Annotated in this window: 20 protein-coding genes and 2 rRNA genes; 11 read left to right on the forward strand and 11 right to left on the reverse strand. The window is 53.9% G+C overall.

Annotated elements, in window-relative coordinates:
* From OES20_09530 to OES20_09540, 3 genes are all read left to right on the forward strand, one after another.
* Positions 1–174: ribosomal RNA gene (locus OES20_09530) — 23S ribosomal RNA — on the forward strand; the annotation flags it as partial.
* Positions 175–368: 194 nt separating this feature from the next.
* A 5S ribosomal RNA gene (gene rrf, locus OES20_09535) occupies positions 369–484 on the forward strand.
* 318 nt (positions 485–802) lie between these two features.
* Complete coding sequence (locus OES20_09540) at positions 803–1,090, forward strand: antibiotic biosynthesis monooxygenase (GenBank protein MDH3634934.1); 288 nt, start codon at positions 803–805, stop codon at positions 1,088–1,090.
* 44 nt (positions 1,091–1,134) lie between these two features.
* Here OES20_09540 and OES20_09545 read toward each other — a convergent pair whose 3' ends face one another.
* Genes OES20_09545 through OES20_09555 form a run of 3 tightly spaced genes read right to left on the reverse strand, consistent with a single transcriptional unit; the run spans position 1,135 to position 2,969 of the window.
* Positions 1,135–1,509: a VOC family protein gene (locus OES20_09545; GenBank protein MDH3634935.1), complete on the reverse strand. Its 375-nt coding sequence runs from the start codon at positions 1,507–1,509 to the stop codon at positions 1,135–1,137.
* A 20-nt stretch (positions 1,510–1,529) separates the two neighbouring features.
* Positions 1,530–2,144, reverse strand: a complete 615-nt coding sequence (locus OES20_09550; GenBank protein MDH3634936.1) for a DUF4202 domain-containing protein — start codon at positions 2,142–2,144, stop codon at positions 1,530–1,532.
* A 33-nt stretch (positions 2,145–2,177) separates the two neighbouring features.
* Positions 2,178–2,969, reverse strand: coding sequence for a methyltransferase domain-containing protein (locus OES20_09555; GenBank protein MDH3634937.1), 792 nt, complete (start codon positions 2,967–2,969; stop codon positions 2,178–2,180).
* Positions 2,970–3,200: 231 nt separating this feature from the next.
* Here OES20_09555 and OES20_09560 point away from each other — a divergent pair, with 231 nt between their 5' ends.
* Both OES20_09560 and OES20_09565 read left to right on the forward strand, forming a co-directional pair.
* Positions 3,201–4,178, forward strand: coding sequence for a D-2-hydroxyacid dehydrogenase (locus tag OES20_09560; GenBank protein MDH3634938.1), 978 nt, complete (start codon positions 3,201–3,203; stop codon positions 4,176–4,178).
* Positions 4,179–4,343: 165 nt separating this feature from the next.
* Positions 4,344–6,005, forward strand: coding sequence for an ABC transporter substrate-binding protein (locus OES20_09565; protein ID MDH3634939.1), 1,662 nt, complete (start codon positions 4,344–4,346; stop codon positions 6,003–6,005).
* 77 nt (positions 6,006–6,082) lie between these two features.
* On the opposite strand, the gene hspQ is transcribed toward OES20_09565, so the two are convergent.
* From hspQ to OES20_09585, 4 genes are all read right to left on the reverse strand, one after another.
* Positions 6,083–6,412 (reverse strand): heat shock protein HspQ, encoded by a 330-nt coding sequence (gene hspQ / locus OES20_09570; GenBank protein ID MDH3634940.1) that lies wholly within the window; start codon positions 6,410–6,412, stop codon positions 6,083–6,085.
* 77 nt (positions 6,413–6,489) lie between these two features.
* Entirely contained in the window at positions 6,490–7,365 is an 876-nt protein-coding gene (locus OES20_09575; GenBank protein ID MDH3634941.1) for a 3-keto-5-aminohexanoate cleavage protein, read from the reverse strand.
* Positions 7,366–7,394: 29 nt separating this feature from the next.
* Positions 7,395–8,345, reverse strand: a complete 951-nt coding sequence (locus tag OES20_09580; GenBank protein ID MDH3634942.1) for a 3-hydroxyacyl-CoA dehydrogenase NAD-binding domain-containing protein — start codon at positions 8,343–8,345, stop codon at positions 7,395–7,397.
* 1 nt (position 8,346) lies between these two features.
* A complete protein-coding gene (locus tag OES20_09585; GenBank protein MDH3634943.1) occupies positions 8,347–9,159 on the reverse strand; it encodes an enoyl-CoA hydratase-related protein in 813 nt (270 codons plus the stop codon).
* Positions 9,160–9,267: 108 nt separating this feature from the next.
* Between OES20_09585 and OES20_09590 the strand changes: the two genes are divergently transcribed.
* On the forward strand, positions 9,268–10,428 hold the full coding sequence (locus tag OES20_09590) for an acyl-CoA dehydrogenase family protein (protein ID MDH3634944.1): 1,161 nt from the start codon (positions 9,268–9,270) through the stop codon (positions 10,426–10,428).
* Positions 10,428–12,533, forward strand: a complete 2,106-nt coding sequence (locus tag OES20_09595; GenBank protein ID MDH3634945.1) for an acetate--CoA ligase family protein — start codon at positions 10,428–10,430, stop codon at positions 12,531–12,533. The genes OES20_09590 and OES20_09595 overlap by 1 nt, the downstream gene beginning before the upstream one ends.
* On the opposite strand, the gene OES20_09600 is transcribed toward OES20_09595, so the two are convergent.
* On the reverse strand, positions 12,530–12,976 hold the full coding sequence (locus OES20_09600; protein ID MDH3634946.1) for a MarR family transcriptional regulator: 447 nt from the start codon (positions 12,974–12,976) through the stop codon (positions 12,530–12,532). The two genes, OES20_09595 and OES20_09600, sit on opposite strands and share 4 nt — an antisense overlap.
* A 541-nt stretch (positions 12,977–13,517) precedes the next feature.
* Here OES20_09600 and OES20_09605 point away from each other — a divergent pair.
* From OES20_09605 to OES20_09620, 4 genes are all read left to right on the forward strand, one after another.
* Positions 13,518–14,447 carry a tripartite tricarboxylate transporter substrate-binding protein gene (locus OES20_09605; protein MDH3634947.1) on the forward strand — a complete coding sequence of 310 codons (930 nt, stop codon included), beginning with the start codon at positions 13,518–13,520 and terminating at the stop codon, positions 14,445–14,447.
* 121 nt (positions 14,448–14,568) lie between these two features.
* Entirely contained in the window at positions 14,569–15,027 is a 459-nt protein-coding gene (locus OES20_09610; protein MDH3634948.1) for a tripartite tricarboxylate transporter TctB family protein, read from the forward strand.
* 4 nt (positions 15,028–15,031) lie between these two features.
* Complete coding sequence (locus tag OES20_09615; GenBank protein MDH3634949.1) at positions 15,032–16,564, forward strand: tripartite tricarboxylate transporter permease; 1,533 nt, start codon at positions 15,032–15,034, stop codon at positions 16,562–16,564.
* Positions 16,565–16,685: 121 nt separating this feature from the next.
* A complete protein-coding gene (locus OES20_09620) occupies positions 16,686–17,924 on the forward strand; it encodes an MFS transporter (GenBank protein ID MDH3634950.1) in 1,239 nt (412 codons plus the stop codon).
* A gap of 9 nt (positions 17,925–17,933) precedes the next feature.
* Here OES20_09620 and OES20_09625 read toward each other — a convergent pair whose 3' ends face one another.
* The 3 genes from OES20_09625 to trpA all read right to left on the reverse strand — a co-directional run bounded on the left by OES20_09625 (position 17,934) and on the right by trpA (position 19,890).
* Positions 17,934–18,611 (reverse strand): OmpA family protein, encoded by a 678-nt coding sequence (locus OES20_09625; protein ID MDH3634951.1) that lies wholly within the window; start codon positions 18,609–18,611, stop codon positions 17,934–17,936.
* 110 nt (positions 18,612–18,721) lie between these two features.
* Positions 18,722–19,048, reverse strand: a complete 327-nt coding sequence (locus OES20_09630) for a DUF3301 domain-containing protein (GenBank protein ID MDH3634952.1) — start codon at positions 19,046–19,048, stop codon at positions 18,722–18,724.
* Between the two features lie 71 nt (positions 19,049–19,119).
* Positions 19,120–19,890, reverse strand: a complete 771-nt coding sequence (gene trpA, locus OES20_09635; protein MDH3634953.1) for a tryptophan synthase subunit alpha — start codon at positions 19,888–19,890, stop codon at positions 19,120–19,122.
* Between the last annotated feature and the right edge of the window lie 2 nt (positions 19,891–19,892).

Below are 19,892 nucleotides of genomic sequence, written 5' to 3' on the forward strand. Positions count from 1 at the left end.
GGAAAGGATAACCGCTGAAAGCATCTAAGCGGGAAGCCCCTCCCAAGATTAGTTCTCACTAGACTCTTGAAGTCTCTGAAGGTCCGTCGAAGACTACGACGTTGATAGGCCAGGTGTGGAAGCACAGCAATGTGTGTAGCTAACTGGTACTAATTGACCGTGCGGCTTGACCATATAACACCCAAACAACTTTATGTTGTGTGTTATGTCGCGTCAAAGATGCAACATTAACTTTATTACAGCATTCAAATTGAGGTTTGAAGAAGTACGGGGACAGTATACTTAATTCCAACTGTCCTCCGTGGTCATAAGGGTATTAGCGGAATTAAGTATACTGTCCCCGGATTCTTCAGATCATAACCGAATTGCTTGGCAACCATAGCGTTCTGGACCCACCTGATCCCATCCCGAACTCAGAAGTGAAACGGAACAGCGCCGATGATAGTGTGGGGTCTCCCCATGTGAAAGTAGGTCATTGCCAGGCATTAAACTTCAAAACCCCAGCCGACTTCGTCGACTGGGGTTTTTTCTTTTTTGGTTCAGTGGCAATGACCTACTTTCACAGTAAGGAAGGTCAGACCCAAAGCGTTCGCTACGCTCACGGGGCCGGCCCTTGCCAGGCATTAATTCGAAAGCCCCGTACCGTTGGTACGGGGCTTTTTTTATGCAGTGGCCGCACTGCCAGTTTCTGATTATCACGAGACTTCTAAAGGCTGGATGAAGTCAGCCGACATGATAAAGCCGGCGATGTGGGTTACGCTTGGCCAATCTTATTTGACGAAGATAACCAGCAGAGAGAGTAATGGCATACGTATTGGCGGTAACCTGGACCGCGAAACCGGGTCACGAGGCGGAAATCAGTGAAATCTTGCAACAGCTCGGTGAAGCGTCGCGCGAGGAAGCAGGCATTATTACCTACACGACGCACGTTGATCCGGATAATCCGCGAGAGTTCTTTATCTACGAAAAGTATCACGATGCCGATGGGTTGGCCGCCCACCAGGAAACCGCGCATTTCAAGGAACTCGTGCTGGAAAAGGCAATCCCCTTACTCGAATCCAGGGTTCGCAGGCAATTTGTTGATTTTTAAGGGCGGCACGGGCCAGGTCAATCAGATCCGATCGAGCGCATCGGTTAAACCGGTAATTGACCAACGTGGCTGGAATTGAACGTAATCATTGTACCGCCCGGCTCGCGCAGTTCGAAGTAATCGTGAATCTGGCCGTGTTCGATTTCGCCTGGCTCGAGGCCCAGTTGGGTATAGTGCTTGTGAGTAGCGTCGAGGTCTTCGACCATAAGGTCAAAGCTTCCCCTTATTAGTTTTGATTCCGCGTCCGTCGTCAGTACCAGGTGCGTGCCGCCACGCATTTCCAGTATCGCATATTCATCGCCACTGGCGATCAGGCGCATTCCCACGAGTTGCATGAACTCGCTGGATTCGCGCAGGCTTGAGGTGTGCATGGCCACGTGCCCAATCCAGACCGGGGGCCGTTTTTCAGTCGTATTCATGGGCCGATTTATCCTGTGTTTTATGTGGGACCAGCAACTGCCTTATGAATCAGGGGCACCAGGGTCTCGGGCAACTTGACCGCCCCGGACAATGCGAACTGGTGTGCATTGTCGGACATCTTGTGCCAGGTTTTCTGGATAATCTCTATCCACTTTTCCTCGCTGTAATCGGGGTGCTTGTCAACAAATTCGAGCATGTAGTGCTCCATGAAGCAAAGGTCCGTCACGTCCTCCAGTAGCTGCGTGTCCGGGTTACCCTTGATGTTTTTCTTGGCGACCGCGTTTCGAACCCGCTCTACATCCTCGTCGCCATATCCTGCTTGCTGCAATAATTCGGCGGCAGTATTCGCCTGGATCTTGTACAGGTCCTTGCGCCACTTCAGGTAGCCGATGCGATCCATGGGGTAAGCATTGCGTGGTGATTTCCAGCGCTCGATATGCTGTGCCCGTATGGCGAGCTTCATCGCGTCATCGGCATCGGGTCTGTAGCGCTTCAGCATGTCTGACATGCGTTCGGAGTAGAGGAGTTCCTTGGGCCATTCTTTACCGTCAACGGATACCTGGTTGGGGTCTGCGCTGTTAGCGGCATCGATTAACGCCCTGGCCTTTTCGTAGGTTGATTGATTTTGAGACATACAGTTATTTTCGATCAAGCAAATAGAATGTTATTAAACGAGCTCCGGTTTTCGTCCGCGCAAGTGGGTCGGGCGCAATTGCCCCTGGTCGATGGCAATGATCATCTTGTCCCAGACATCAATTTCGTGCTCCAGAAATTCGGTTCCGACCTTTGATGCCAGGCCATCGTACAGGACGCCGCCCATTTGTTCGCGTTCCTCGCGGGCCTGTTGGCGATACCAGTCATTGCGGTCGACAATTTCGATATCGGTAAATCCGGCGCTCTCCAATGCATCCAGATAGGTGTTGGCGGATGCGAGTCCGAAATCCAGGCCCTCCGCAATGAGATATTCCTGCATTTCCCGCGATGGTTCGCCATCATAGCCAGCCAGCCAGTCGCTGGCGACAAACCAGCCATCCGGCTTGAGCACTCGATAAACGTCGACGGCCAGATCATGTTTATTCGCAATGTGAATGATCGAATCCTTGCTGGTGACGATGTCAAAGCTCTCGCTATCAAACGGTAACGGACCAGGATCGACGCAAACGAACCTTGATTGAGCCACGACATTATACTTTTGCGCCAGTAGATTGCAGCGCTCAATCAGAGCCGGGTCGACGTCAATGCCGGTTACCAATGCTGCCCCATGCTGCTGCACCAGGTGAATGTCAATGCCACCGAGACCGCAGCCGATATCGAGCACAGATTTTTCATCGAGACTAATCCCGGCCAGGTAGCGATCAACCTCATCAGTACCACCGGGTGACATGAAGCCTTCCCCCCAGACGGCTTCCAGAAAAGCCATCAAATTTTCATCATATTCCTGGGTTGGCGGTTCGCTCATTACTTTAAATCCTCTGGTGTGATCGTAACTATAAAATTTCAGTTCCCAATATGAAAGCAGGTTTTCCATTAAAGACGCATAGCCAGTGGCAGATTTCCAGATTAGACATAATTATTCAGTCACGCCAAATATTCGCACCACTTGCCACGGAAGTTCGGCGCATTTTCCTCGAACAGCAACAAGCAGATATAATATGCGATTCCTGACAGCACACTAAAGTAGAGGATTAATTTGAAACCGGTTTTGTTGATACAGGGGGCAGAGCAGATTGAAGATGTGCCCCGTCTTGGTGAACTCTGCGAGCAGGCTGAACTGCGATTTGCGACAACTACCGATGAATTGCGTGCAGCGCTCTCCGGGGCTGAAGCCATGTTGGGCTGGAACTTTCGCGCTGACAGCCTGCGCGAGGCCTGGGATAGTGCAACCGAGTTGCGCTGGATCCACTGGGCAGGCGCGGGTGTGGATGCCGCGATGTTTCCAGAACTGGTTGACAGTGACGTTCAATTGACCAATGCGCGCGGTATTTTTGATGTGCCGATTGCCGAATGGGTGCTTGGGATGATCATTTGCTTCGCCAAGCAGATTCCCGAGACACTCGAGTTCCAGGCGCAGGCGCAGTGGCGGCATCGACTGACCGAAATCGTTGCGGGCAAGCGTGCCCTCGTGGTTGGAGTTGGTTCGATAGGGCGCGCGATCGGCCGCCTGCTGCAGGCGGCAGGCATGGAGGTTGAAGCCATTGGTCGCAGTGCGCGCGATGGTGGAGCGGATTTTAGCCATATTCACGCGGTGGATGATTTGCATGCGCACCTGGCCGGTGCAGATTACGTGGTACTGATCACCCCTTTGACTGAACACACCCGCAACCTTTTTGGCGCTACAGAATTTGCCGCCATGGCCTCGCACGCGCGCTTCATCAACGTTGGCAGGGGCGCGCTCGTGGTCGAGGATGCGCTGCTCAAGGCCCTGAACGAGCAACAAATTGCCGGCGCTGCACTCGATGTTTTCGTGGACGAGCCACTGCAGCCGGACAGCCCGTTCTGGAGCGCGACCAATTGCCTGGTTTCGCCCCATATGTCAGGTGACTATATCGAGTACGAGGCGGCGATGGCGAAACAGTTTTTAGATAATTGGACGCGCTACGCGGCCGGTAATCCGTTAAACAATATCGTCGATAAGAAGCTGGGTTTTGTGCCGGGATCCGCCGTCTGACCCGGCTAGTTTATGCTTAGCCACGACCAACCGTCGGGCAAAATTCGGGTGGCGCCCCAGATGCCGATTGCACCGCTTAAGTAACTTGGGATATGCTTGCAGCCATAAGGCGCAGCCGATTAATAATTAAACTGAATAAGACATTCCGAAGAGGAGGAGTCACAAGTGAGATCCAAAGACGATAAAAAAGTTGATCTGAGCGCGGGCGTGTCCGATCTCGAGGTCGCGGATAAAATCAAAGATATTCAGCAGTCATTCGAGTCGGGAAAACTGTCCCGCCGCAGTTTTATGACCGGCGCCCTGGCGATGGGTGTGTCGTTGACCGCGGCATCGGCCATTCTCAACAAGGTCGAAGCGGCAACCCCGAAAAAAGGCGGGCGTCTGCGGGTCGGCCTGACCGGTGGTGCTACCACCGACACCTTGGATCCAGGCCAGATTCTCGACCTGTACATGATTCATCTGCAGTTTGGCCAGTTGCGCAACAGCCTGACCGAGGTTGCCGCCAACGGTCAGCTGACGCCTGAACTGGCGGAAAGCTGGGAAGCCAGTCCGGACGCCAAAAACTGGCATTTCAAGATCCGCAAGGGCGTCGAGTTCCACAACGGCAAGAGCCTGACCTCGGAAGACGTGATCGCGTCGATCAACCATCACCTGGGCGAAGATTCGAAGTCGGCCGCCAAGGGCATCATGGCTGGTGTGGTTTCGGTCAAGGCCGACGGCAAACATGCGATAAACGTTGAACTCAGCGGCGGCGACGCCGATTTCCCGTTCCTGCTGACCGATTACCACATGAATATCTGCCCGGCTAATAGCGATGGCACGATCGACTGGGCATCCGGGATCGGTACCGGTGGGTACGTGTTGAAACAGCATGATGCAGGGGTACGTTCATTCACCACGCGCAACCCGAACTACTGGAAAGAAGGCTTTGCGCATTTCGATGAAGTCGAAATCACGCAGATCGCCGATGCAACCGCGCGCAGCCAGGCGTTGCAGGGTGGTCAGCTCGATGTGATCAACAACGTGCCGACCCAGACTATACACCTGATGAAGCGGGTTCCGGGAATCAAGATCGAGGCGACCACCGGTAACAAACAGATTACGCTGCCGATGCGCACCGACACGGCGCCATTCGACAACAACGATGTGCGCACCGCGGTCAAGTACATCGTCGATCGCGAAGAATGGCTGAGGAAGGTGGTGCACGGTTTCGGTCAGCTGGGTAACGATCATCCTATCGGCCCGGCCAATATCTACCGCGCCACCGAGGCCGAGTTGCCGCAACGCCAGTACGATCCGGACAAGGCAAAGTTCCATCTGAAGAAGGCCGGTTTGAGCAAGCTCGACATCGATTTTCATGCGGCCGAAACCGGTTTTGGCGGCGCCCTCGATGCCGGGCAATTGATGGCCGCTTCGGCCCGTGCGGCCGGTATTAACATCAATGTTGTGCGCGAGCCGGACGATGGATACTGGAGCAACGTCTGGATGAAGAAGCCTTTCAGCGCCTGTTACTGGAGCGGCCGCGCCACCGAGAACTGGATTTTCTCGCAAATTTATGCTGCGGACGCGAGCTGGAACGATACTTACTGGAAGCATGATAAGTTCAACAAGCTGTTGGTGTTGGCCCGCGCCGAACTCGATCCGAACAAGCGGCGGATACTCTACGTCGAGATGCAGCAAATCGTGCACCATGAAGGCGGCGTCTGCCTGCCATTGTTCCGCAGCGATGTCATGGCATATAACGAACGCCTGCACGTGCCCGAAGTGATCGGTAACAACTGGGAGCTCGACGGTGCCAAGAACTCCGAGCGCTGGTGGTTTGCCTAGATACCGCGACCGTTAAAACGCAACGAAAAAGGGGTAGCATTGCTACCCCTTTATTTTATGTATAAAGACCGGCTGGTTTAATTGCGGTAGCTATCCGGCAGCGCGTAACTGTCGCCCTTAAACTCACCGAACATCTCAGGGACCTGAGGGTGATTAACGGGTTCGCCGCTTTCGTCGCTTAAAAGATTCTGTTCAGACACGTAGGCTTCGTAAGCCATGCTCTCGTTTTCCGCCAGCAGGTGATAAAACGGCTGGTCCTTGTGAGGCCGTAGCTCTTCCGGAATCGATAGCCACCATTCCTCGGTATTGTTGAATTCGGGATCGACATCGATGATGACGCCACGAAAATCGTACAGTCGGTGTTTGACGACCTGTCCGATTGTAAACTGTGTATTCGTTATGCTCATAGAGTGTATATATATGCAATACGAATTATATCAAGGGTGACGTGTTTCGCATTTCCCTGGAATTCTCCATATTGCGGCTAGTTTAGCCCCAGTTTGGCTCGCGCTGCGCCAGGGCCCAGTATCCGGGCACCCATACGCTCGATTATTTCAACCGCCCGTTCGACCAGCATGCCATTGCTGGCGAGCACTCCGCGATCGAGATAAATATTATCCTCCAGTCCAACGCGGACATTGCCACCCAGCAGTACCGCCTGGGCCACCATCGGCATTTGCATTTTGGAGATCCCGAAACCAGCCCAGACTGCATTCTCGGGGAGAGCCTGTTTCATCGCGGCCATGGTTTCGGTGTCGGCGCCGGCGCCCCAGGGTATGCCGAGACAGATCTGGAACATGGGTGGTGCATCGATCAGGCCATCGTCAATCAGGCTGCGCGCGAGACGGATCTGCCCCAGGTCGAAGACTTCCAGCTCCGGTTTAACGCCCAACTCCTGTGTGATTTTTGCCATTGTGCGCAGGTAGGGCGCGGTATTTATGTAAGTGTAGTTGCCACCAAAATTCATAGTGCCGCAGTCGAGGCTGCAAATATCGGGCTTGCATTCAACCACGTGCGCCAGTCGGTCTTCGGGCCCGATCATATCGGTTCCCGGTCCCGGCAGCGACGGGTCCCCGTCGCTCGGCACCCAGTCACCACCCATGCCGGCGGTCAGGTTGATAATCATATCGACCCTGCTGTCGCGAATCATGTCCACGGTCTCCTTGAACAAAGCGGGATCGCGGGACCCCTGGCCGGTTTCCGGGTCACGCACATGCACGTGGACCACCGCGGCGCCGGCTTTGGCGGCCTCGATCGCCGAGTCCGCAATCTGGCGTGGCGTTACCGGTACCAGGTTACTGCGGCTGGTGGTGTCGCCGGCGCCCGTTACGGCGCAGCTGATGATGACGTCGTTATTCATAGATCAAGTTCTCCCGGTTGGTAATAGCATTACTGGTTTTTTAATTTTCGTTTCATTTTCGCAATTTCGACCAGCCCGTCATTCATCTTTTTGCTTAAACTCGCAAAATCCTGGCCCGCGGTCATCTCGACGCAACCGTCGATCATGGCTTTCCTGAGATCATCGGTCAGTTCCGGCGCTATCAGGCGCGTCCACGGCAGCTTCAGCGCGGGCCCGAACTGATCGAGGCAGTAGGCCATGCCGCCCTCGCCACCGCCGACATGAAAGATTTCGCAGGGTCCCATCAGGGCCCAGCGTGGTCCCGGGCCGTTGACCACCGCCTGATCGATCTGCTCGACGGTAGCTTCACCATTGGCAACCATGTGCAGCGCCTCGCGCCAGATGGCTTCCTGCAGGCGCGTGGCGATGAATCCCGGGATTTCCTTCTTCATGACCAGTGGTGCCTTGCCGGCATGTCGGTAAAATTGTTCGGCCCATTCGACCGTGTGCGGACTGGTTTTTTCGCCGCCGATCATTTCAACCAGCGGTAACAGGTAGGGTGGATTGAAGGGATGCGCGACCACGGTGCGTTCTGGTGTCGCGCATTCGGCCTGGATATTGGTCATCGACAGCCCGGAGGTGCTCGACGCGATTACTACGTTGGCGTCCACTATTTCACCCAGGATCTTGTACAGGCCCTGTTTCAGCGTCAACACCTCGGGCACGCTTTCCTGGATAAACTCGGCCTTTTCGGTTGCCTTGCCGAGGTCGGTCGTCCAGCTGAAGTTGTCCATCGAGGCGCCGTCGGCGAGACCAACTGCCTCGAGACTCGACCACGCGGTTTCGAGCAGCCGCATCAATGCATCGTACTCGGATGCATCATGCAGGTAACTGGTGACAAGGTATCCCTGGGCCAGGAAGTGCGCAGCCCAACCGCCACCAATCGGGCCGGCGCCAATACAGGCGATTCGACGCACGTTTTCGGGTGCCTGGTTTAACATGTTAACGACCCTTGAACTTAGCGTCGCGCTTTTCCACGAAAGCCTTGACTCCCTCGCCGGCATCCTCCGAAGACAGCATTGCGCGGTAGGTCGGAAGATCTTCGTAACGCATTTTGTGAAACGCTCGCTCGGTCGGTTCGCATTCGATAGCGCGCAGTACTTCTTTAACCGATTGCAACGCGAGGGGTGCAACCTGTGACAATTGGTCGGCCCAGTCGCGCGCCGAGTTCATCAATTGATCCGCCGCGACGACCTTGTTGATAAGGCCGTAATGCATCGCTTCGCTGGCGCTCATGCGACGACCCAGGTACAGCATTTCGAGCGCGATATTGTAGGGCAAGCGTTTCGGCAGGCGCTGCACGGCACCGGCGTCGGGGATCAGTCCGAGCGGTAACTCCGGCAGCGCAAACTCAACATGCTCGGCCGCGATGATCAGGTCGCAGGCGAGCGCTATTTCGAAGCCTCCACCGATAGTCAATCCATTGAGTGCGGCGATGACGGGTTTGTTGAGGTTCCACATTTCGGTGATTCCGGCAAAGCCGCCCAGTTCCGGGTCCTCGGCCTCCCACCAGTTCTCCAGCGGCGTATCGCCGCTGTCCAGCGCTTTCAAATCCCAACCCGCGCAAAATATCTTTTCACCGGCACCGGTAACGATGGCTACCTTGAGCTCAGGATTATCGCGAAAGTAGACAAATGCCTCGCCCAGCTTGCGGCTGGTAGGTAGATCGATTGCGTTTGCCTTGGGGCGATCGATGGTGATCACCATCACCGAATTATCGACGGTAACCCGTACCTCGTCATCACCTGGAATCATCGTTATCCTCAATCAAAGCCTTGCTGTCGGATCCACGCAGTTTAGTAGACTCGAATAACAAATGGTATAAGATTGGCAGCGTTTGTTAGTCCACCGGGACCAGGCTTTATGAATTACAATCTGACCGCCGAGCAGGACATGATCATCCGTTCGCTGCGTGCTTTTCGCGAGCAGGAACTCGAGCCGCACGAGGCCGAGGTAGATCGAACTGGCGAAGTACCCGAGGAACTGGGTCGGCATATCAAGCAAAAGGCCATTGAAATGGGTTTTTATGCACCCAATCTGCCCGAAGAGATAGGCGGTGGCGGTCTCGACTATAAAACCTTGGCCCTGTTCGAACGCGAACTGGGGAAAACCAGCTATGGCTTGCACGGGTATATCCACCGACCCTCGGAAATCTTGATGGCCTGTCGTGACGACCAAGTTGAGAAATATTTAAGACCCTGTGTCACTGGCGAAAAGAAAGAGGTTTTTGCGCTAACCGAACCCGGCGCCGGCTCGGATATTCTGTCGATGGCAACCACCGCCAAACGCGATGGCGACGATTTCATTATTAACGGCTCTAAGCACTTTATCAGTAGCCCGGTAATTCCGGATTTCGCGATACTGTTTGCCTGGACCGGGGTGCAGCAAACCAAGCGCGGCGAACGCAAACTGGTTACCGCATTTCTGATCGATCAGGGTGCACCCGGCTTTGAGATCCAGCGTGGTCCGCGCTGTGCGGCCCAGCGTGCCTACCACACCTGGCAGTTGTCATTTAACCAGTGCCGGGTACCCCGGAGCCAGGTCCTCGGTGAAGAGGGTCAGGGATTCGATCTCGCCGACAAGTGGCTCAAGATGGGGCGTGTCTGGGTGGCTGCCGCCGCCTGCGGAAAAATGGAACGCCTGCTCGAACTGGCCACCCGCTATGCCACGGAGCGCAAGCAATTCGGTCAGGCGATCGGTAAATTCCAGGGAACCTCGTTCAAGCTTGCCGATATGGCAACCGATCTGCAGGCCGCCGACCTGCTGGTGATGCATGCTGCCGCTAAAGCCGACCAGGGTATCATGGAGCCTGACGATGCGGCCATGGCCAAGCTGTTTGCGTCGGAGGCAGTCGGGCGAGCGGCCGACTGCACGATCCAGATTTACGGTGGTATGGGATTGATGGAGGAGTTGCCGATCGAACGTCTGTGGCGCGACGCCCGTCTCGATCGGATCTGGGACGGCACTTCGGAAATTCAACGCCATATTATTTCACGCTCATTACTGCGCCAGTATGAATCCTGATGCCGGGATTGCCTGAGAACCTGCGCCGGCTGCTATCTCCGAGGCATATCGCCTTTATCGGCGGCAGCGATGCCGATTTCAGCGCACGCCAGTGCGCGGCGCAGTTCGATGGCCCCGTATGGGGTGTTAATCCCCGGCGCAAGACGCTCGGTGGCGTGCCCTGTTACCCCAAGGTCGAAGATCTTCCGCAAGTGCCGGATGCAGTGTTCCTGGCGACGCCGCGAGCGGCGGCGACCGAAATCGTTGAACAACTCAGTCGTATCGGTGCCGGTGGCGTGGCCTGTTTTACCGCGGGCTACGGCGAACTTGGCAAGGCCGGTCAGCGTGCCGAGGCTGAACTGGTGGCAGCGGCCGGCGACATGGCCCTGGTCGGACCGAATTGTTACGGCCTGGTCAACTATACCAATGGCGCCGTGCTATGGCCTTTTGGCGCCGGCAATCACCGTTGCCATCGGGGTGTTGCGCTAATCATGCAAAGTGGCATGCTGCCGGCGAACATGATCATGAACGATCGCTCGGTGCCGATTACACACGTGATTTCTGCTGGTAACCAGGCTTTGCTCGCAATCGAGGATTACATCGACGTGCTGGTGGATGACCCGGCCGTGGTCGCGATCGGCTTATACATCGAGGGGATACGCAGTATCAAGAAATTTGCCGATGCCGCGATCAAGGCGATCACCACTGGAAAACCAATCGTAGTGTTAAAGGCCGGTAAGTCGAGCCTGGGCGAGCAAATTTCGATAACCCATACCGGTTCGCTGGCTGGCACCGATCAGGCGTTTCAGGCGCTGTTCGACCAACTGGGAATGATCCGGGTCGGATCGCCGGTTGAGATGATGGAAACACTCAAGTTCCTGTCGATTTCGGGCGCGCCAAAAGGTAACAAGCTCGCGGCTTTTACCTGTTCCGGTGGTGATGCAGCGCTGGTCGCCGATTATTGTGATCGAGTCGGTCTTGCCCTCGTGCAACCCTCGAACACGGCTAAAAGTGCGCTGGTGGAACTCTTGCCCGATATCGCTACCGCGTCCAACCCGCTCGATTACACAACACCGCTTTGGGGCAATACCGAGGTCATGCCCGAAGTTTTCCATACCATGGTCGGTGATGGTTACGATGCCGCGGTGGTGATACAGGATTTTCCACCGGCACATATCCATGCGGACAATAGTTATTATCGTAACGATGCCAAATCCTTTATCAAGGCTTGCCAACCGCTCGGCGTTCCAGCCGCTGTTTGTAGCGATCTGCCCGAAAATATCGACCGCGAATCGCGCGAGATCATGATCGCAGGCGGCGTGACCCCGCTGCAGGGTCTCGATGCCGGTCTCGATGCAATCTCAAATGCGTGTCGCTTCGGATTGATGCGCGACCAGGTTCTGTCGGATGTGAGAACCTTTGATTTCGGAGTTATCGAAGTCCCGGGCAGAGAGGACGCTACTCAAGTCGTCGACGAGTGGCAGGGCAAGCAGAGGCTGAGAGAGTGGGGGATCGAAGTACCGACAGGACAGATAATTGATATTGATGCTGTCGACGGGATAATTGAAGATCTGCAGTATCCGCTGGTAGTGAAGGCTGTTTCAGCAGAATTGCCGCATAAATCGGAGTCGGGGGCGGTTAAAATCAATTTGCAGGATGCTGCGCAGCTTCGCAATGCAATCGAGGAAGTGCAAAATTCGGTTTCGAAAACTGTTCCCGGAATCGTGCTCGAGCAGGTCATGGTCGAATCCATGATCGAGGATGTCATCGCCGAGCTAATGATCGGCATCAATACCGATCAGCAATTTGGTCAACTGTTGGTGATTGCCAGCGGTGGTGTGTTGGTTGAGTTAATCAGTGATATAAAAACCTTGCTCTTGCCGACCAGCGATACACAAATTCTTAACGCCTTGCAGGGCCTCAGGTGTTTTAAATTGTTACAGGGTTTTCGCGGTAAACCGGCGGTCGATATCGACATGCTAGTCACCAGCATTCGCGCGCTGGTGAATTTTGCGGCTGCCCAGAATCGTAGCCTGGTGGAAATGGATATTAATCCGTTGATGGTGACCCTTGATCGATGTATCGCCGCCGACGTGATGATACGAGAGGTCGACGACCCGATTTAATTACGATAGTCGCCGAGAAATTGCCTGATATCGGCCAGCAAGGGCACGATCTTCGAGATTTTATCTTCTGCAAAATGCTTGCGCACCGCGTCGAGGTCCGGGGCAATATCGGCGATCGCCTGGTCGCGAAACGCGCGTCCAGCCGCGGTGATGAATACGCATTTGCTGCGTTTATCTTTCGGATTAGGCCTGATATCAATTAACTGGTGTCGTTCCAGTACCGTCAGGGTATGCGTCATCGTCGTCTTCGGTACCTGGAATGCACGTGCAATGACCAGCGGTGTCTGCCCGTCTTTTACGCGGATCAAATGATTCAGTACGCTGAAGTGAGAAACCAGGAATCCGCGCGGTAATTTTGCTTCCAGCGTTGCGCGGCTGTGTCGCTCGATAATAGCGATCTCGTTGAAAAAAACGAAGTAAGGCCCGAGGTCTGGATTATTCATTGAGCAGTTTGGTCTCCGGCGACTAACGCAATACGGGATTTGCTGATGCGAAAAATCGGGTGATCTTAGCCCGGCTATTGTCTCGCTGGAAGTTCAGATTGGATGCCGATATTGCGTAAAACAGCACCTTATTAGTGGTTTTTTCGAATTTTCCGGCATTTTTCGAGGCTTTCATTGCAGTATAGAGTCTCCTGGCGGTGACAAAGACGCTTGTACCAATATCTGCCGGGGCAATAAAACCAGCAGCGGATACCGCTAGTATTTAACGAAAAAATATTCTCATGAATATTGTCAAAAATAGTACGATTTCGCACAATATAATGTGACATCAAAATGAAATCAATAAAATGTTCATCTCATTATCACATTGATTAGTAATCGCCCAGCGCGAAAATTATTGTTACGATTATGCGAGCGTAATCCAAATCAAAGAAATTAAAAGCGCTAGATCAATAATAAAGGAGGACTAATGTCAATGATCCACAAAATAAAACCACAATTACGGCACCTGTTAACGATTCTTTTTGCCAGTTTTATAAGCATGGCCTTGATTCTACCTAGCGGCCAGGCAGCGCCAATGATCGACTCAATTCATTTTCTAATTCCAGGTGGCGCAGGTGGTGGTTGGGACGGTACCGCACGCGGCACCGGCGAAGCTCTAACCAAATCCGGTCTGGTCGGTACGGCTTCGTTTCAGAACCTGTCCGGCGGTGGTGGCGGAAAAGCAATCGCTCATATCATCGAGACTGCCGATCAACAAAAGGGAACCCTGATGGTGAATTCAACGCCCATCGTGGTGCGTTCCCTGACCAAGGTTTTCCCGCAATCATTTCGTGATTTGACCCCTGTTGCCGGCACAATCGCGGACTACGGCGCATTCGTGGTGCGTGCAGATAGCCCGATTAAAAGCTGGAAAGATGTTGTAGCCGGATTCAAGGAGAATCCCCGAAAAATGAAATTTGCCGGTGGATCTGCCAAGGGTAGCCTGGATCACCTGGTGCCGGCTGCTGCAATCAAGGCCGAAGGCCTGGATCCGAAGACCCTGCGATATATTCCCTATGATGCGGGTGGCAAGGCGATGGCGGGCCTGCTATCCGGTGAAGCCCAGCTACTCTCAACCGGTTTGGGTGAAGCGCTCGAAATGAGCAAGGCGGGCCAGGTTCGTATTCTTGCGATCACCGCGCCGGAACGGGTCAGTGATGCACCCGATGTTCCGACGCTGGTGGAAATGGGTAATTCGACGGTGTTTGCCAACTGGCGTGGATTTTTCGGCGCACCCGGGCTTTCCAAGGCCGAGGCTAATGCATATGCGGAGGTACTCGGCAAGATGTATGAAACTCCGGAATGGGAAACTGTGCGTGCCCGAAATGGATGGGTAAACCTCTACAAGCCAGGCGCCGAGTTTTACAGTTTTCTTGAAGAGCAGGAGAAACTGGTCGGCGACTTGATGCGCGAGCTGGGATTTCTGTAAGCGGGCAAATTCAGACTGCTTAATGCGGCCGTCGCTCTCGTAATCAAAGCCCGTTTGGCAGCGCCTGGCTTAGGCTGTTGTGATCGAGAGCGCCCGGCCCCCAACTAATCGGAATCGCATTATGATCCTTTCCAAAGAACGTATCGGTGCGCTGTTTTTTCTCGTCGTTTCAATTACTTATGGCTATTTGGCCAGCGAGATAAAACTATACCCGGGTGATGAGCTTGATCCGATGACGGCTCAGACTCTGCCTTATGTGTTGGCGGGGATGGGCGTCGTTTTGTCGCTTTTCCTGCTGGTTAGTGGGGATCATAAAGCAATTGAATCAGGTGGCGCGCGGCTTAACTGGAAGCCGGTGATTTTGCTGATGTTGCTTACCCTGTTCTACGGATTTTCACTGGATTGGCTCGGCTTTCTGATTTCGACGACCGTTTTTCTGATCGCCGGGTTTCGTATTCTGGGTGAAAAACGCATCAAGGTATTGTTACTGGTCGCGGTCCCGTTTGTTTTTATTTTCTGGTTTGGTTTAACCCAGCTGCTTGATATCTACCTGGCACCCGGGCGAATATTCGGGAGTTAAAGATATGTTAGATGGCATTATTACCGGTCTGCAGACTGCTCTGCTACCCACCAATTTATTCATGGTGGTACTGGGTTGTTTCGTCGGGACCTTTATCGGCATGCTGCCGGGGCTTGGCCCGGTTTCGGCGATTGCGCTAATGATACCGATCACCTACGGGATCGATCCCGCGTCTGGCATTATCCTAATGGCCGGTGTTTATTACGGCGCTATATTTGGCGGCTCGACGTCATCGATTCTGATTAATGCACCCGGTTGCTCGGGTACTGTTGTCACAGCCTTTGACGGTTATCCGATGGCTGCCAAGGGGCAGGCGGGCAAGGCACTGGCACTGGCGGCTTATTCTTCGTTTTCAGGTGGAACCATATCGGCGATTTTCCTGCTGTTGGCGGCGCCGACGCTGGCGAAGGTTTCGCTTAGCTTTCAGTCTGCCGATTACTTCGCGTTGATGGTGCTAGGACTCTCGGCCGTAGCAGCCTTTAGTGGTAAAGGCCAGATCCTCAAGGCACTGATCATGACGGTTTTCGGGCTGATGCTTTCAACCGTTGGCACCGATCGAGCGACCGGCGTCGAGCGCTTTACCTTTGGTTCAATCGACCTGCTGGACGGCATCAGTTTCCTGCTGCTGGCAATGGCTACCTTTGCGCTTGCCGAGGCGATGATGTCGGTGCTGGAACGGGTTGACGAGGGTGCGGAAACGCAGGATATGACACAGCTCGGCAGTATGAAACTGAGCAAGGAGGAAGTGAAGGAGGTCGCACCGACGGTCGCGCGCTCCTCGGTACTGGGCTTCCTGGTGGGCGTACTGCCTGGCGCGGGTGCGACGATAGCCGCCTTCCTGGCATACGGGGTTGATCGTAACCTGGCCAAGGGCGACAAGAAAGACGAGTTTGGCAGCGGGTCGTTACGCGGGCTCGCTGCTCCGGAATCTGCCAACAACGCTGCCTCGTCCGGTTCCTTCGTGCCGCTGCTGACCCTCGGTATTCCGGGCTCCGGAACCACTGCTATCATGCTGGGCGCGTTGATTTCATACGGCATCCAACCGGGCCCCAGGTTATTTGTCGATAATCCCGAAGTGTTCTGGTCGGTCATCATCTCGATGTATGTTGGTAACGTGGTGTTGTTGATACTCAATTTGCCGCTGATTCCCTATATCTCGCGCCTGCTCATTATTCCGAAGCCGATCCTGGTACCGATGATCCTGTTATTTTCGATAACCGGTGTTTACCTGGTATCGTTTAACTCGATGGATATTCTGATCATGGCCGGAATCTGTGCGCTGGCCATCTTTCTGCGCCTGCTGACCTTTCCGATGGCGCCGTTGCTACTCGGATTCATACTGGGCGGCATGATGGAGGATAATTTACGACGCGCCCTGTTAATCAACGATGACAGCCTGAGTTTTCTATGGGAGCGCCCGATTACACTCACTATCATGCTGATTACCTTGCTGATCCTGATTGCCCCGTTATTCCAGAAAACGATTAAAAGGATTTTTCATGTTGAATCGAGCGATGAAATCCTGACGATCGACTAGTGATTGCGAAATTCGTCGTTCGCTGCTCCAGCGTTTATTTGCGCCGTAAATCAATAATAATCCGCTGTGTGCCCAGACCGGCCTGAACTGAGCGGGCCGGCAAGTAATTGAGCGAGAGCTTTTGTCACAGCTAGAAAGCAATATTCGTTTGTATCCCTGGTTTCGTGCCGCGTCCGACGGGCATGCCTGGATTACCGTGTTCTTTTTGTACATGAGTCAGACGTTGTCATTGGACCAGGTGATCCAGCTTTCCGCGGTCTACTACCTGTCGGTTTTCGTGCTGGAAGTTCCGTCGGGTTATTTTTCAGACCGTATTGGTCGGCGCACCACCCTGTTGATAGCAGCCTGTGCACTGATCCTTTCTTACAGCTGTTTTATCGTTGGTGCTAACTTCTGGTGGTTTGCAACGGGCCAGTTCCTGTTAGCGACGGGGATCGCGATGCAGTCGGGCACCGATACCGCGTTACATTATGATTCACTCAAGGCCCTGGGCCGGGAAAGCGAGTATGCACGGCGCGAGGCCAGGGCGGAACAATGGGGTTTGACGATGCTGGCGCTTGCGACGCTGTCAGGTGGTGTACTGGGATTGATTGATCTGCGCCTGGCCTATGTTTTTTCATTGCTGAGCGCGCTGATCATGGCCGCTTTGGTATGGAGATTTTCTGAGCCGCAGCATGCGGATGAGACCACGACGTTACCGCAAAGTTTTTTCACCGTTATCCTGAGCTGTCTCGCAAGACTTCGAGATCCATTGCTCGGCTGGGTGTTTCTTGTAGTAATCGTGTTGTACGCAATGGCGCATATCGTCTTCGAGTTTTACCAGCCCTATATCACCTTGCTCCAGCTACCGCTGCTAGAAGCATCTGCTTATGCACCTTTAATATCCGGCCTGGTTATATCGACCTCGATGTTTGGTGGCGCGATCGGTGCCAGGGCCAGTATTGCATGGCAATCGAAACTGGGCCTGGTGGGCGTGTTGGCAGCCGCGATGTCGATTCAACTGGGTATCGTTGCAGCCATGGCGATCACAATCAGTCCGCTCGTGCTGGCGTTGGTGTGTGTGCGCAATTTCCCTATGGCACTGGTGCATGCCCCAGTCAGGGCCGCTATTGCGCCACGCATTACGCGCGCGCAACGCGCAACTTATCTATCGTTGCAGGGTCTTTCCGAGCGCTTGTTTTTCGCACTGCTACTGCTTGGACTGGCCTCGGGACTGGAGAAGGGTGCTCCGGTTGAAAAGATGACGTTGCTGGATATTTTAACCTCGACCTTATGGATCGGTATTGGCATGGCAGCCCTGTTGTTTCTTTTCTCTGAAAAGATTCAGCGTGCCATTAAGACCGATTCACGGGACGGGTAGAACTCGCGATCAGGACTCTTCAGTTATCGGAATCAGCGATAACTCGACCCGTCGATTTAGGGATCTTCCTTCCGCTGTCGCGTTATCAGCAATTGGCGTATCCTCGCCGAAGCCGACCGCCTCGATGCGCGCTTCGATCACTCCCTTCGAGAGCAGATATTTTGCTACCGAATTGGCGCGTCGTTCGGACAGGGCCTGGTTGTACTCGTTCGATCCCTTGCTGTCGGTGTGGCCGGCTGCCACGATTATGGTTTGATTGAACTCCTGTAAGACGATGATCACCGAGTCCAGCACTTCGTAAAAATTAGCATTAAGATCGTGACCGTTGGTGACAAAGGTAATGTTACCGGGCATAACCAGATTGATATTGTCACCATCGCGCTCGACGCTGACACCGCTGGCGCGCAAGGTTTGTCTGAGCTTGGCTTCCTGCGAGTCCATGTAGTAGCCGATGCCACCACCGGTGATTGCTCCGATCCCAGCGGCCTGGAGCATCTTTCTTTTGCGCGTTTTGCTGCTTTCGTCCTTGTTTGCAAGATAGCCGAGTACGGCACCAATTCCGGCACCTATGCCGGCGCCCTTGGCAGTACTGGAGGTCTTTTTCTCACCGGTGTAGGCATCGAATGTTTCGCATCCGGACAGAAAGGACAGGCTAACGATGCTGATTATAACGAGTAGCTTTTTCATGGGTATTCCTGCAGGTAAAAGGATTGATGGTCGATCTGTTAATCGACAGAGTATAGGCAATCGGGGCGAGATTATAAAAATAATTTTTTACCAGTACAGAGCTTAAAAAATTATTCGGAACCTGGAAGTTTGTAGGCTTCGAGCTTGATAGATTTCAGTGTCATGCCTTCCAGAACTAATCGCCCATGATAACGTCGATCGCCGGTCGAAGAAAATTCAAACTGGTAAGTTCTTCTGAAAGCAAGGTTACCCCCGGAAGTGCGTATCGGCCAAAAGCCGGTAATGACCATGCTTTGATCCAGCAGTTGCAAATCCAGTTGACGACAATGCTCCGTGGCTAATTGACGCGCTTTGCCCTTGAATAGTCCGCTCTGCCACCAGTAGAACGCTCCCAGGCCAGCCAGGACCAGGAGCAGCAAATTAACGAGGCTGAACACAGGGGATTCTTAACTTATCCATAATTAGGGAAATGCCGGCGGCTGTTCCCATATTTTAACGCGAACGCCGGTCAGGCCTGTGTTGATTCGATAGACTGAATTATTGATTTCATTTTCCGGGCAGCCACTTCGCTGCCTTCATCGCGTTGCCATTCGATGTATTGCGAGCAGAATGCAGCCACTTCGGCCTTGTCGGTCAATGCATTCAGATCTTCGACAGTGCGAACACCAAAGCCGACAGCCAACGGTAAATCGGTATGTTTGCGGATTTCGGCGATATAGTTCTGGAACTTTTCCCCCCATTGAGTTTCGTGACCGGTAACGCCCATGCGTGACACCACGTAAATCATGCCGCGTGAAGCCCGGGCGATTTTTTCCACACGTTCCGCCACAGTATTGGGTGTGACCATCAATATCGGCGACAAACCGAGCTTATCGAGGGTCGGCAACCAGGATTCGATCTCTTCTAGCGGCCAGTCAGGCACGATCATGCCCTTTATGCCCGCCGCCGAGGCCTGTTCGAACAATTCCTGTAAACCATAGCGGTACAGCGGGTTCAGGTAACTCATCAGGATAAAAGTCACCTCTGGGTGACGCGCGCAGACGATCTTCGCCAGGTCCAGCGTTGCCTGCACCGAGCCACCGTGTTTGAGAGCCTCGTAACAGGCATTGACCAGGGTGTGTCCGTCGGCGACGGGGTCGCTGAAAGGGACCTGTAATTCGATCAATTTAACTCCGGCCTCGGCCAGACCCGCGATCGCTTTTTCGTTTTCGTCGAGACTCGGAAATCCGATCACGGCGTGGGACATTATTTGCAGGTTTTCGTATTGTGCTGGAAACATGG

The sequence above is a fragment of the Gammaproteobacteria bacterium genome (assembly GCA_029862005.1).
Lineage (GTDB): Bacteria > Pseudomonadota > Gammaproteobacteria.

What these genes read in the sequence shown, in the direction of transcription:
- OES20_09580 (MDH3634942.1), bottom strand. Translation starts at nt 8,345, where the DNA reads ATGTTAAACCAGGCACCCGAAAACGTGCGTCGAATCGCCTGTATTGGC.
- hspQ (MDH3634940.1), bottom strand. Translation starts at nt 6,412, where the DNA reads ATGAGCATAACGAATACACAGTTTACAATCGGACAGGTCGTCAAACAC.
- OES20_09540 (MDH3634934.1), top strand. Translation starts at nt 803, where the DNA reads ATGGCATACGTATTGGCGGTAACCTGGACCGCGAAACCGGGTCACGAG.
- OES20_09600 (MDH3634946.1), bottom strand. Translation starts at nt 12,976, where the DNA reads ATGAATAATCCAGACCTCGGGCCTTACTTCGTTTTTTTCAACGAGATC.
- OES20_09550 (MDH3634936.1), bottom strand. Translation starts at nt 2,144, where the DNA reads ATGTCTCAAAATCAATCAACCTACGAAAAGGCCAGGGCGTTAATCGAT.
- trpA (MDH3634953.1), bottom strand. Translation starts at nt 19,890, where the DNA reads ATGTTTCCAGCACAATACGAAAACCTGCAAATAATGTCCCACGCCGTG.
- OES20_09555 (MDH3634937.1), bottom strand. Translation starts at nt 2,969, where the DNA reads ATGAGCGAACCGCCAACCCAGGAATATGATGAAAATTTGATGGCTTTT.
- OES20_09545 (MDH3634935.1), bottom strand. Translation starts at nt 1,509, where the DNA reads ATGAATACGACTGAAAAACGGCCCCCGGTCTGGATTGGGCACGTGGCC.
- OES20_09610 (MDH3634948.1), top strand. Translation starts at nt 14,569, where the DNA reads ATGATCCTTTCCAAAGAACGTATCGGTGCGCTGTTTTTTCTCGTCGTT.
- OES20_09625 (MDH3634951.1), bottom strand. Translation starts at nt 18,611, where the DNA reads ATGAAAAAGCTACTCGTTATAATCAGCATCGTTAGCCTGTCCTTTCTG.
- OES20_09590 (MDH3634944.1), top strand. Translation starts at nt 9,268, where the DNA reads ATGAATTACAATCTGACCGCCGAGCAGGACATGATCATCCGTTCGCTG.
- OES20_09605 (MDH3634947.1), top strand. Translation starts at nt 13,518, where the DNA reads ATGGCCTTGATTCTACCTAGCGGCCAGGCAGCGCCAATGATCGACTCA.
- OES20_09585 (MDH3634943.1), bottom strand. Translation starts at nt 9,159, where the DNA reads ATGATTCCAGGTGATGACGAGGTACGGGTTACCGTCGATAATTCGGTG.
- OES20_09595 (MDH3634945.1), top strand. Translation starts at nt 10,428, where the DNA reads ATGCCGGGATTGCCTGAGAACCTGCGCCGGCTGCTATCTCCGAGGCAT.
- OES20_09615 (MDH3634949.1), top strand. Translation starts at nt 15,032, where the DNA reads ATGTTAGATGGCATTATTACCGGTCTGCAGACTGCTCTGCTACCCACC.
- OES20_09575 (MDH3634941.1), bottom strand. Translation starts at nt 7,365, where the DNA reads ATGAATAACGACGTCATCATCAGCTGCGCCGTAACGGGCGCCGGCGAC.